14 protein-coding genes are annotated in these 12547 nt (G+C 50.4%); 7 read left to right on the forward strand and 7 right to left on the reverse strand.

From position 1 onward, the window contains the following. The first annotated feature begins 9 nt into the window (after positions 1–9). Complete coding sequence (ric, locus tag GCU39_RS26390; RefSeq protein WP_152396193.1) at positions 10–699, forward strand: iron-sulfur cluster repair di-iron protein; 690 nt, start codon at positions 10–12, stop codon at positions 697–699. Positions 700–819: 120 nt separating this feature from the next. Further along, positions 820–1967 (forward strand): IS3 family transposase gene (locus GCU39_RS26395; protein ID WP_152397154.1). Its coding sequence is split into 2 segments (ribosomal slippage): positions 820–1078 and positions 1078–1967, totalling 1149 coding nucleotides; the frame shifts between segments, so codons are not numbered across the junction. Between the two features lie 68 nt (positions 1968–2035). On the opposite strand, the gene GCU39_RS26400 is transcribed toward GCU39_RS26395, so the two are convergent. The 4 genes from GCU39_RS26400 to GCU39_RS26415 are packed head-to-tail and all read right to left on the reverse strand — an operon-like array spanning position 2036 to position 5721. Beyond that, positions 2036–3592, reverse strand: coding sequence for an MDR family MFS transporter (locus GCU39_RS26400; protein ID WP_152396194.1), 1557 nt, complete (start codon positions 3590–3592; stop codon positions 2036–2038). 51 nt (positions 3593–3643) lie between these two features. Continuing rightward, complete coding sequence (locus GCU39_RS26405; RefSeq protein WP_152396195.1) at positions 3644–4381, reverse strand: bactofilin family protein; 738 nt, start codon at positions 4379–4381, stop codon at positions 3644–3646. Between the two features lie 30 nt (positions 4382–4411). After that, positions 4412–5083 (reverse strand): polymer-forming cytoskeletal protein, encoded by a 672-nt coding sequence (locus tag GCU39_RS26410; protein ID WP_152396196.1) that lies wholly within the window; start codon positions 5081–5083, stop codon positions 4412–4414. Positions 5084–5094: 11 nt separating this feature from the next. Continuing rightward, positions 5095–5721, reverse strand: a complete 627-nt coding sequence (locus GCU39_RS26415) for a YhbD family protein (protein WP_152396197.1) — start codon at positions 5719–5721, stop codon at positions 5095–5097. Between the two features lie 189 nt (positions 5722–5910). Between GCU39_RS26415 and GCU39_RS26420 the strand changes: the two genes are divergently transcribed. Together GCU39_RS26420 and GCU39_RS26425 are read left to right on the forward strand one after the other, a co-directional pair. Next, on the forward strand, positions 5911–6783 hold the full coding sequence (locus tag GCU39_RS26420; RefSeq protein ID WP_152396198.1) for an endonuclease/exonuclease/phosphatase family protein: 873 nt from the start codon (positions 5911–5913) through the stop codon (positions 6781–6783). Between the two features lie 42 nt (positions 6784–6825). Then, positions 6826–7497 carry an MgtC/SapB family protein gene (locus GCU39_RS26425; RefSeq protein WP_227793346.1) on the forward strand — a complete coding sequence of 224 codons (672 nt, stop codon included), beginning with the start codon at positions 6826–6828 and terminating at the stop codon, positions 7495–7497. Between the two features lie 93 nt (positions 7498–7590). On the opposite strand, the gene GCU39_RS26430 is transcribed toward GCU39_RS26425, so the two are convergent. Beyond that, complete coding sequence (locus GCU39_RS26430) at positions 7591–7980, reverse strand: VOC family protein (protein WP_152396199.1); 390 nt, start codon at positions 7978–7980, stop codon at positions 7591–7593. 248 nt (positions 7981–8228) lie between these two features. Here GCU39_RS26430 and GCU39_RS26435 point away from each other — a divergent pair, with 248 nt between their 5' ends. The 3 genes from GCU39_RS26435 to GCU39_RS26445 are packed head-to-tail and all read left to right on the forward strand — an operon-like array spanning position 8229 to position 10170. Beyond that, on the forward strand, positions 8229–8597 hold the full coding sequence (locus GCU39_RS26435) for a GntR family transcriptional regulator (RefSeq protein WP_152396200.1): 369 nt from the start codon (positions 8229–8231) through the stop codon (positions 8595–8597). Continuing rightward, positions 8594–9484, forward strand: a complete 891-nt coding sequence (locus GCU39_RS26440) for an ABC transporter ATP-binding protein (protein WP_193726635.1) — start codon at positions 8594–8596, stop codon at positions 9482–9484. Before GCU39_RS26435 ends, GCU39_RS26440 begins: the two co-directional genes overlap by 4 nt. 20 nt (positions 9485–9504) lie before the next feature. Then, positions 9505–10170: a hypothetical protein gene (locus GCU39_RS26445; RefSeq protein ID WP_193726636.1), complete on the forward strand. Its 666-nt coding sequence runs from the start codon at positions 9505–9507 to the stop codon at positions 10168–10170. A 54-nt stretch (positions 10171–10224) separates the two neighbouring features. On the opposite strand, the gene GCU39_RS26450 is transcribed toward GCU39_RS26445, so the two are convergent. Together GCU39_RS26450 and GCU39_RS26455 are read right to left on the reverse strand one after the other, a co-directional pair. Beyond that, on the reverse strand, positions 10225–11511 hold the full coding sequence (locus GCU39_RS26450; protein ID WP_152396203.1) for an MFS transporter: 1287 nt from the start codon (positions 11509–11511) through the stop codon (positions 10225–10227). A 93-nt stretch (positions 11512–11604) separates the two neighbouring features. Next, positions 11605–12423, reverse strand: a complete 819-nt coding sequence (locus GCU39_RS26455; RefSeq protein WP_152396204.1) for an SDR family oxidoreductase — start codon at positions 12421–12423, stop codon at positions 11605–11607. Positions 12424–12547: the final 124 nt, after the last annotated feature.

Here is a 12547-nt window from a genome sequence, read left to right on the forward strand (position 1 = left end):
GAATCCAACATGATTACACAAGAAATGACCGTACGTGATGCGGTATTGCAATATCCGGCTGCGAGCGACGTGTTCAAGCGGCTCAAAATTGACTTCTGCTGCGGAGGCAACCGACCGATTCAAGAAGCGGCGGAAGCACGCGGGCTTGATGCTGCGGCAGTCGTCCAGCAATTGAATGACATGAAGCAGTCCGCGCCAAGTATCGGGATCGGAATGGATTGGCAATATATGTCCTCACGGGCGTTGATCGAATATATCGTGAAGAAGCACCATCAGTATTTGCGTGACCAGTTGCCGCAGATCGCAGCGAATGTGGAACGCGTCTATCATGTGCACGGCGGAGATCAGCCGCATTTGGTTCAGATGGCGGAGCTGTTCCGGCAGCTGCGAGCTGAACTCGAGGCGCATATTGCGAAGGAAGAGGAGATCTCCTTCCCGCTCATCATGCGTGCGGAAGAAGATGCGGGTGTTGTCTCTCATACCGACGTGCGCGCAGTCGTGGCCGAACTGGAAGGCGAGCATGACGGCGCTGGGAATCTGCTGAAGCAGCTCCGTGAAGTCACGAATGATTTTACCCCGCCTGAACATGCTTGTACGACGTATCGGATTACCTATGCACGTCTAGAGGAACTCGAAGGGATGACGTTCGAACATGTACATCTGGAGAACAATGTGTTATTCCAGCGGTTTGGGCTGTAATCAATCGACGATCAACTAATGAAAGGCACCCCTTGCTGGTATTATCCCCTTACGGTAGACAGTAAAAAAAGAGTTCATGTTATGATGAATTCAACACTGTTGACCGGAGGGGATTTTTTCATGGCGAAAAAGGGACAGACATTCAATCGTTATGACGAAACAACTAAGCAGGAGGCTGTTAGACTACGTCTTGAGGAACACTGGAGTTATTCCATGATTATGAATAAGCTGAGTATCAAGAGTAAGAGTCAAATTCAGAATTGGGTAAAGAAATCTGAGCGTGGGGAAACGTTTAAGGATCTTCGAGGGAGATGGAGTAAGAAGCGCTTCAGATCAGTTGAAGAAGAGATTAGTTATTTGAAAGCACAGGTGGAATATCTAAAAAAGCTCAATCCAAATCTACATGGGGAGGAAAGTTGGATAAGCAAGTCCGATTCGAGTCCATTCGAGAAATGAAAACCGATTTTCCTATTAAATTACTGTGTAAGATTGCTGAGGTTTCCCGTTCTGGCTACTATAAATGGTTAGCCACTTACGAGTCCCGGAAAACACGTATGGATGAGAATACGGTAATTAAAGAGCATATTCTAGCGATTCACCGTATTCGGCCTTACTACGGTTATTTTCGCATGCGCACAGCACTACGAAAGGAAGGGCTATATGTTAACCACAAGAAGGTGCGACGACTCATGCGAGAATTAGGAATCCAGTCTGTCATACGTAAGAAACGGCCTTTCGCAGGCAGAAAGCCTTCTGTGTTGTTCCAGAATGTATTAAACCGGGAATTCACTTCAGCCGCAGCTAAGCTCAAACTAGTAACCGACATAACCTATGTTCGCGTTGGACATGGCTTCCTCTATCTTTCAGTTGTTTTAGACCTCTACAACAATGAGATTTTGACTTGGAGGTTGGGAGAACGAAATGACCTAGAACTTGTTCTGGACACCGTAAAACAACTGAATACACCAAAAGCGATCCTGCACTCTGATCAAGGGTTTCAATACACGACAAAGACGTATGCAAAGCTCCTTGCAGATCAGAAGCTTGTTGGCAGCCATTCTAGACGTGGGAACTGCTTTGATAATGCGTGCGTTGAGTCGTTCTTCTCGCATCTAAAGGCAGAAAAGCTTCATTTGGTGAAGCCAAACGGTGCCTCTGAAGCTGAACGTTTGATCACTGAATATATTGCTTATTACAACCATGAGCGGTTTCAGAAAAAATTAGGCGACCTCTCCCCTGTTGAATACAGGAAAGCGATCGCCGCTTAATTTATGGCTTTTTTAGCTGTCTACTTGACGGGGATATGACCATTGCAGGGTGCCTTTTTGTGATCATTTTATGAGCTGGTTGTTGCTCTTGCCTCTGCTTCTGCCTTCGCTTCAGCAGCTTGCTCTTGGTAACTCTTCATACGATCGTTCGTCATATAGAAGGTGAATAATAGGGCAAGAACGGTCGGAATCAACGCCCAGATGAACGTCTGCACGATGGAAGAAGAGAGCGCGTGCGTGATTTTATCCAGAATATCGGCAGGAATATTAGCCCGTGCTTCGGGCGATAGAATCGCACGCGGATCCGATAGTTGATCTACGCCTTGCGGTGCTGATCCCATCCCGGCAAAGGCGGATTTCAAGCCGTCCGCGAAGTTGTTCTTCTGTACCATTCCAAAGATCGTAATCCCGATCGTCATTCCAAGTGAACGAATGAAAGCGATCGTGGAATTCGCAGAACCGCGCTGCGATGCGTCGAAATGGTGAATGGCCGCCATCCCAAGGACGGAGAAGGAGGCGCCGAGTCCAAGCCCGGTAATAATCATATAGAAAGTAATCATACCGCGCGAGGTGTCCGTCGTAATCGTCGTGAGCAGCGCCATCCCGGTTAGGAAGATGAGCATGAAGACGACCATGACTTTACGATACCCGAATTTGACTGAAGACATGGCCCCGACCTGCGCGGAGACGGTTGTTCCGAGCATCATCGGGAGGAGAATCATGCCAGAGTTCGTCGCCGTTCCACCGGTTACACCTTGGACGAAGATCGGGATATAGACCGCTGCCGCGATGAAGGCCGCCCCAGAGAAGAGGCCGATAATCGTGCTCGAAGCGAATAATCGATTCCTGAACATGGAGAAAGCAATGATCGGTTCTTTGGCCGTACGCTCGATGAATAGGAAGATGATAAATAGGACAGCAAATCCAGTGAATAAGCTTAGGATGACAGTGGAATCCCACGCATAGGTGCCGCCGCCAAGCTCTAACGCGAACATTAAGCAAATAATGGAGCCGACGAGCGTCGTAGCGCCAGCCCAGTCGATTCGCTGCTTCGAATGTTCATGCGATTCGTGATAGAAGAGCACGACCATCAGCAGCGCTACCACACCGAGGGGCACGTTGATGAAGAAAATCCAGTGCCATGTGAACGTATCGGTGATGAATGCGCCAAGCAGCGGTCCGAAGATGCTGGATAGCCCGAAGACAGCGCCGAACAATCCACCCATTTTACCGCGCTTCTCTGGTGGGAAGGTGTCGAACATGATGGTAAAGGCAATCGGGACGAGCGCCCCGCCGCCAATCCCTTGAATCGCGCGGTAAATGCTGAGCTGCGTGATCGTCTCGGCGGTCGCGCAGAGAATCGAGCCCGCCAGGAAGAAGATAAGTCCGAAGACGAAGAAGCGTTTGCGCCCGTACATATCGGACAATTTGCCGAAGATCGGCATGCCGGCCATCTCCGCCACCATATAGGCGGAAGTGACCCACACGAATTTATCAAGGCCTCCGAGATCGGAGACGATGGTGCCCATGGCTGTCGACACAATGGTGTTGTCCATCGACGCCATGAGAATGCTGAGCAAGAGGGCTGTGACGACAAGCCCTAGATTACTTTTTCCTTTGACCACGGTTTACTCCTCCACTTAACAACAAGATTCACGGTCTCTCATGAAACCTCTCTATGTCTGAATGCAATGCTCCACGGCAGCGTCCGGAGCTTGCTGGTAACTGCTTCGATACTCCACTCGCTCGATGATACAGCCGCTGCCGATGGTGACGCGATTGCCGCGAACGATCTTAGCAGTCGTATTCTCCAGGTGGATATCATCGCCTTCGATGCTGTCGGTGATCAATCGGGAATCCGGTTGCGTTTTGAACATGTCGAGCAGTGATTTCAGCATGCTGGCCATCCCTTGCGGTTTGCGCACGCTAATCTGCTCGCCGCCGATTTCACGCGCAGTCGACGGCCAGAAGAGATCAAGGTCCAAACGGCCGACGTTCAAGAGGCCTTGCACTTCGAAGGCGCCCTTGCCGCGGAGATGATCGATGGCACAATCGCCATCAACGCTGATCATGCCGTAGAGCTTCACATCTTCGCCCGTCAGGTTCTGTCTGACCGCAAGTTGGCCGCCAATTTTGGCATCATTCAGGGTGATATGTCGATTTGCTTTGAGCTCACCGTGAAGATTCAAGCGGTCCGTTGTGACATCTCCGTTCACAGAAGTCGTCCCTGTGATCCGGGTGATTTTGGCTTCGAATGCCCCGAGCACGCTCGTATCGCCTGTGCACCGGAAGGTTTCGCAATGGATATCGCCGGAAATCTGAACATCGCCTGTAATGCTGACATTCCGGTAATAACCGCCAGCAGCGCTGGAAGAGCCTGTAATGCGTAGATCTCGAGCAGGGTTGTTACCCACGGTTTATTCCTCCTTGTATCAAGATATGCGTTAGATTTGGGTGTGATATTTGACGATGGAGCTAGGATGGATATGGAGTTCATCTTTGTATTCGACACGCTCGATGATACAATCGGGTCCGATATTGATGCGGCCGCCACGGACGACTTTGGCCGTCGTATGTTCGAGTGAGATATAGTCCCCTTCGATGGTTGTCGCAGTGACGTGCGTGTTCATGAACGTGCCAAGCAACTTGGTCATAAATTGTGAGCCGGCATGACGAATCGTGATCTGCTCGCCGCCAATTTCCTGTGCCGAACAAGGGCCGTGCGCAGCGACCTCGATCATACCTGCGTTCAACATCCCTTGGATAACGAAGATGCCGTTTGATTCGAACCGTTCGGCTTCGCAATCCCCATGGATCTTGAGATGCCCGTTCACTTGAAATTCTTCTCCTGTCAGTTTGCCGTTAATCGTGACTTTGCCGTCGATCCGTAGTTGATCGGCATGCGCGGCGCCTTTAATCTTCGAGATGCCATCGATGCTGGCGCGTTCCGCGCGCAGCGAGCCGTCGACTTTGCAAGTCCCGTTGCAGGCGAAATCCATACAGGTCAAGTCCCCATGGATCGTGCCCATGCCGTCGACGGTGACGCGGCGGAAGGTTCCGCCGTTGGAGCTGGCGATACCGTTAATTTGAATATCTCCGCTTGGATAATCGTACATAGATCTTCCTCCTATTTGGATAATCGTGTCTTAAGCGCTTCGATCGAGCTCGACAGCGCGATGCGTTGGACGAGCTTGGCATGGTCTTCGAGGTAGACTTCACTCCCGCCAGAGATAAGCAGGAAGGTTGCAACCCCCATCTTGCGGATGAAGATCAAGTCACAGCTCTTACCGTCGAACCTCTTATAATGATCATTCAGGACTTGCAGCAGGATTCGGCCCTCATCGCGGTTCATCTCCCCGGTCTGCAGCATCTGTTCTAGAACATACAAGGCGATCAATCGCTCGTAAGTGAGCACTTCGGCTTCGCCGAATTGTGCGGTGAGCAGTTGCCACGATACGTCAGACACAATGTTACGCTGCTTCAAATCTGCAGCATACAAGGCCATCTCGGATAAGTTCGGGGAGAAGAGATCGGCGAGATCATCGAGCGACGCGTTGTCTTTGAGATGAATGATTTTATCGATCCGATCCAATATCTTATCCTTGGGGAAGAAGGTCTCCTGCCCTGTGAACGTGGATTTGCGGATGAACCAATCTTCCGGGATGAGATCTTTACGTTTCCATCGATATAACTGACCATAAGAAATGCCGGTGAGTTCCAGCAGATCCTTCTTTGAAATGAGATTGTCTTCCATCGAGTAAATACCTCCTTAGCGCACAACAACGAAACAATGTTACGCACACATCGTAACACTGTTTCGTTAATGATGCAAGAGGCAGGCTTGAACTTTTTGGTGAGGAGGCATACAGTAACAATATTGGAAATGATTTAAGCTTAGAAGAATGATTTTTGTATCCAAAGTATATGAATGAGGTGGAGAAGCATGAAGGAACAAGCGTTGTTGCATGAGATGAGATGTATGTCGTTCAATATCCGTAATGCGTATGGGGATCAAGATGAGAATGCCTGGTCGACGCGCGCAGAGATGGTGGCCGGGATGATTCGTTTCCATCGCCCGGACATTGCAGGCTTGCAGGAAGTATTGCTGAACCAGCTGGAAGATATGGAGCGGATGCTCCCGGAATACGGCTTCGTCGGCGTTGGGCGAGACGATGGGGACAAGAAGGGGGAGTTCGTTAATGTCATGTATCGGAAGCAGCGATTCGAGCTCCTCGCGAGTGGGTCCTTCTGGTTGTCCGAACAGCCGGAGCAGCCGGGGTCCATGGGATGGGACGCAGCTTGTTCACGCGTGACGACGTGGGCGAAATTCCGCGATCGTCTGGACGGCACCGAATTTCTACATATGAATACGCATTTTGATCATATTGGCGTCGTGGCCGTGAGGGAGAGCGCTCATCTGCTTGGTAAGCGGGCTGCTGGCCTTGCGGGAGGGATCCCGGTCGTCCTAACGGGTGACTTTAACTGCACGAACACGACCGAGCCTTATCGCATCCTAACCGATGTGGAGGGGCCGGTGCCATTGCGCGATGCTTCGGCCGTCGCAGCGTACAACCATTTTGGGCCGGACTTCACGTTCCACGGGTTCGATCGGAAGGAGCTGGCGAAGCAGATGTTCCCACGGGAATACCAAGCTGAGACAGCAGGGCTGGAGGCGGATTCGCCGATTGATTTTATTTTCGTCAGCGATCAGGTGTCGGTGCAGGCGTTCGGCATTCTAGCGGATCATCGGGCAGGGAAATTCCCTTCGGACCATTTACCGATCGTGGCGGATATCGCTTGGCCCGTCGAGGCATAATCTACGCATAGGCATAGGTGTTACAGAAATGGAGGGGTTCGCATGATGTTGCAATTCGAATTTCTACTCCGTCTCATCATCGCGGGGATATGCGGTGTATTGATTGGTTATGAACGTAAGAGTCGTATGAAAGAGGCTGGTGTTCGGACGCATTTCGTCGTCGCGGTAGGTGCCTCGCTCATGATGGTCGTATCGAAATACGGTTTCGATGATATCTTGGGCAAGGACGGCGTGGGACTTGATCCATCGCGGATTGCAGCGCAAGTCGTCAGCGGGGTCTCGTTCTTGGGGGCAGGCATGATCTTCTTGCAGCGCCAGACGGTCAAAGGGCTCACGACCGCGGCGGGTGTATGGACGACGGCGGGCATTGGGCTTGCGCTTGGCTCCGGACTCTATACGATTGGGGTCGGCGTGACGCTGCTCATTCTGGTGGGGCAGAAAATGTTGCATCGCCAGTTCCGCTGGTTGTCTGCGCCGAAGTCGGAGCAGCTCATCCTCCGGATCGAGAATGAACCTGATATGATGGGAGCCATCCAGCGGACGTTATTATCGAGGAATATTTCCATCTTGAACTTCCATGCCGAGAAGATGGATAAGGACGAATCCGAGATCGAGTTGTCCATGCTCGTGAAGCTGCCGGGATCTTACCCTGCGGCAGAGCTGCTCTCGTTGATCCAGGAAATTCAAGGCGTGAAAGCGGTAGAAATGCAGTAATCAAAAGATAGGGTTGGCTTGTTGCGAGAATAGAATAACCCGCACCTCATGCGTAGGTGCGGGTTATTTGACGTTCTGCTCGATTTGAATCGGTTATTTGACGATCTGCCACGTGACGCCGAATTTGTCTACGACTTCGCCGTAATAACCCCAAGGCTGAAGATCGAACGGGTACTTGACCGCACCGCCCTCGCTGAGATTCGCATAGGCTGTCCGGGCTTCAGATTCATTATCGTAACTTAGCGCTAGGACGATATGGCGGCTTCCGGATACAGGCTCGAAAGCGTCGGACAAGAATAACGTATTGGTTCCGGCAACCGTCAGAACCATATGCATCACTTTATCTTTCACTGCCTCCGGTGTATTCGGCATCTGGCCGAACGTCATGACGGATTGGACCTCTCCGCCTAATGCCTGCTTATAGAATTCTGCCTGCGTTCTTGCATCCTTTGACATGATATAAGGGTTTAATTGTGCTCCCATGGTTCAACAACCTTTCTTATTTCGTTTTTGTAATTTCAGTTTCTATACAAACGACGAATGGGAGTTAACGAAATCGACAGCTTCCCGAAATGTTTTTTTCTTTTTCTCGCATATCCACTGTAATGGCGATGGTAGATAGACTTTTGGGCGTAGGTGAATGAGTTTTCTGGAAAAAAGTGTTTGACAAAAGAGTTATTCACTTATATAGTTAGTTACATGAGTAATGAACCAACTTGGTGGTGATAAAAATGATGTCCATGGATGACAGTCGTCCGATTTTTATGCAGATCGCAGAACGGATCGAGGATGACATTATCGAAGCAAGATTGCCCGAAGAGTCGCAGGTGCCGTCAACGAACCAATTCGCTACGTTCTACCAGATCAACCCAGCTACGGCTGCGAAGGGCGTCAATCTGCTAGTCGATCAAGGTATTCTATACAAAAAGCGAGGGATCGGGATGTTCGTATCAACAGGCGCACGCGCGATACTAGTGGAGAAACGAAAAGATCAATTCTATGAACAATATGTCGTTGCCATGGTGCGAGAAGCGGAGAAGCTCGGCATCACGAACGATCAGTTGGCAGAGATGATTCGTACAGGGAGGAAAGGATCATGAGTCGTGTCGTTGAAGTAAAGGGATTAACGAAGGTTTACGGAAATTTCGAAGCGGTCAAGGATGTCACGTTCACGCTAGAAGAGAACAAAATCTACGGCCTGCTCGGGCGGAACGGCGCCGGTAAGACGACGATCATGCATATGATTACGGCACAGCAGTTCAAGACGAGCGGTGAGCTTAAGGTGTTCGGCGAAGAGCCCTATGAGAATAATCGGGTGTTAAGCCAAGTCTGCTTCATTAAAGAGAGTCAGAAGTACCCAGATAATTACCGTGTCATCGATGTGTTGGAAGTGGCGTCCATGTTCTTCCCGAATTGGGATCAGGCCTTTGCACATGAACTGATCGAAACGTTCCGTCTGCCGCTCAAGCGGCGGGTGAAGAAGCTGTCTCGCGGTATGCTGTCTGCGGTTGGGATCATTGTAGGACTCGCGAGCCGTGCACCGCTTACGTTCTTCGATGAGCCTTACTTAGGACTCGATGCCGTTGCACGGGAGCTATTCTATAATCAATTAATTCAAGATTATGCGGCATATCCACGTACCGTGGTATTGTCTACACACTTGATCGACGAAGTCAGCCAACTGCTGGAACATGTGATGGTGATTGATCAAGGAAAGCTCATATTGAATGAGGACACTGAGGTATTGCGCGGGCAGGCCATCTCTGTCGCGGGAACAACTGCACAAGTTGAGGAGTTCGTGAAAGGAAGAAAAGTGATTCACCGCGAACCGTTCGGCGGACTGCTTACGGCAACCGTGATGGGAGCCGGAAGCACAGGGGACCGCAAACGGGCAGAATCGCTTGGATTAACCATTACGCCTGTATCGCTGCAGCAGCTCATCGTTTATTTAACAGGCGGATCGGTAAGAAAGGCTGGTGAGGCATAATGAATCGTTCGATAGGTGTAATGAAAATGCATCTTCGTGATAAACTTGGCTACTTGTATTTACCATGGATCATATGTCTGGGTTCCTTCTCAGTTAATTTACTCATTGGTGGCTTGATCCAAGAGGAGAAGGGCTTCTACTCCGGTGGGTTGATGTCGATCTTTGTTTATATGCTAGTCGCGGGGATTGTTGTGGTACCGCAGACGATTCCATTCGCGCTCGGACTTGGGGTGCGGAGATCGGATTATTTCACCGGCACAGCGAGTACCTTAACTCTACTAAGCTTCGTCTTCTCCATTGGACTGTCATTGCTCTCCTGGATCGAGGCGGCCACATCCGGCTGGGGCGTGAACTTGGGATTTTTCCACCTGCCTTATCTATACGGGGGAAGCTACTTGCAACAGTTCCTTGTGTTCTTCTTGATCATGCTCATGTTGAGCTTATGGGGGCTCATCATTGCATGTTACCATCGCCGATTCGGGAAAGCAGGAACGTTCACGTTGTTTATCGCACTTTTCTTGCTTGGCAGCCTATTCTCCTTCTATATGACGTATATGGGAGATTGGATGGCGGTGTTTCAATGGTTCGCGGACAAAACAGCAATGGACCTAGCGCTGCTTAGCATCCCGTTCTCCGTTCTCTTTGCTGCCCTGTCGTATTTGTTCCTACGTCGTTCAACTGTATAACTACGGTGTCGAGCGTAAAAAGACCGCCTTCTTGGAAGGCGGTCTTTTGTCTGTTCAGGGGGCGACATCCGGTGCGGTGACTGGGTCAGGCCGTGCTGCGACGGGCTTGCGTTCCCGGAACATGAAGTAGTATAGGGCAGATGCGCAAATATAGAGCACGCCTGTCATACAGAAAGTAACGACGTACCCCCAGTACTTCCCATAGGTGCTTAGCAGGTGGGATTGCACAGGACCCATCGTGGCCCAACCGAGCATGAAGGCCGTCTGCGTCATGGAGTTCGCGATCCCTCGCCGTCTATCAGAGATCCGATCCACCATAATGGAGGATTGGATTGGATTCGCAGCGTTCATCAAGGCCTGCCGGAATAAGAAGCTGATACAGGCGATGATGAAGATGTTAGTGAAGCCCGTCAGCAGCAAGAATGGCAGGGATAGCATCTGGAAGTAGACAACGGCGCGGACCTGTCCCACACGCTGTGCCAGATAAGGTCCGATCATCATCGATACAATGGTCATCACTTGTCCCAGGGAGATGAGAATTCCCACAGCCGTTAAGGACACTGCGAATCGGTTGGTAAAATAGAGATTCAAATAGGGCACGACGAGCCCTGAGCCAAATCCGACGAGCAGCTGCGCTGCCGTAAATTTGCTAATCGCTTGCCAGTCTCCACGCGTAGCTGGCAAGGCGGCGGAAGCGGGATTCGGCGCTGGATTCACGGCTGCCGGCTGCTTCGCGACATCTTTGACGAGCAGCAGTGGGAGAAAGGCAAGGCAGCTTGCAACGCCTCCAATCAATAGAACGATCTGTAAGCTGTAGATTTTGCTTACTCCTGCGGATTGAAGGACATCGGCTAGAAGGCCGCCGCCGATACTGCCGATTACCTGTGCCGCGAGTACCATCGATGAATGATAGCTGAATAGCTTGAGCCGCTGCGCTTTGCCTGCATTTTCAGCGAGGTAAGGGACCGCGATAATCTGGAAAAAGGCCATAAATAACCCGGCGAATACGGCAAAGATCATGAGCGCTGACTCGCCGCTTGCGAAGGCACGGCCCATGAAGCTAAGCCCTGTGAAGAGGGCACCGATAATTAAGAGCACCTTGCGGCTTGCCCGGTCGCTGATGAGCCCGATGGGAATAAAGATAAGCGCTGTAGCTAAGGACTGAACACTGACAATCGTCCCGTTCATATCATCTTGATAACCCAGCGCTTGAATATATAAATTGTATAGTACACTGAACATGCCCGTGCCGATCTGAAATAAGATGTTGGCGATGAAGAATAGGCGGATGTTACGATTCCACTCGGTCCAGGTCGTCGTAACGTGCTGAATAAGTCGCATGAAGTCATCCTCCGAATATAGTCCATGTTAGTTATTTCCATCATAACAAGGCCAGGAGAGGATGCATAGTCCCCAAAAGTCGCGCTTCTAAAGTCAGAGTAATGATTCTACACCGTCAATGAATATTTCCGTACCTGATATATGGCTTGATTCTGGGGATGCAAGGAATAGAACCAAATCTGCAACCTGTTCAGGCTGCCCCGGTCCATGCTCAAGCGGTTGGCTTCCTTCAGGATAGTTGACTGGGATCTTAATTTTCTCTAATTGAGGAGTCGATTGCGTATTCTCATTGATATTCGTCTGAATAGCTCCTGGACAGATGACGTTCACACGGATTTTATACCGCGCGAGTTCTAGCGCAGCCATTTTAGCAAAAGCGATCTGACCCGCCTTGGACGTGCTGTAGGCAGACATGCCGACCCCGGAAAATTTGCGGCTGCCATTGATCGAACTGGTAATAATAATGCTTCCTCCGTTTTGTTTCATATGCGGAATAGTATATTTTACGGTGAGGAACGTGCCCTTTAAATTCGTTGTTAAGGTATGATCCCACGCTTCTGCGGTTAAATCCTCTATCGGAGAGAGGGTGCCGTTGATCCCTGCATTGGCAAATACAATGTCCACGCGTCCAAAGCGGTTAATGATAGATTGAATGGCCTGCTGTACCCGCTCGGGGTCTGACACATCGGTATCAACGAACAACGACTCTCCGCCGAATTGCTTTACTTGCTGCTCCACGGATTCGCTTCGATTGTTGTTCAGATCGAGGAGACATACCTTGGCACCGTGCTGTGCTAGAAGTAAAGCAGCTGCGCGTCCGATCCCGGAACCGGCTCCGGTGATCACAGCAACCTTATCTTTGACGCGGCGTGAGTTCGAGACGTCAGACGCGTTTGTTGCGGAAATATTCATGATTGTAATCCTCCATCGGTACTCAAATTTTCCCAGTTAGTGTTCCATAGCCATCTTTATTTATTCTGCAGATTCGAACCGTCTAGGCATTCGTGTCGTTACCTTCGATGAGAAGATAATCCAA

Origin of the sequence: Paenibacillus guangzhouensis (genome assembly GCF_009363075.1) — a bacterium.
Lineage (GTDB): Bacteria > Bacillota > Bacilli > Paenibacillales > Paenibacillaceae > Paenibacillus_K > Paenibacillus_K guangzhouensis.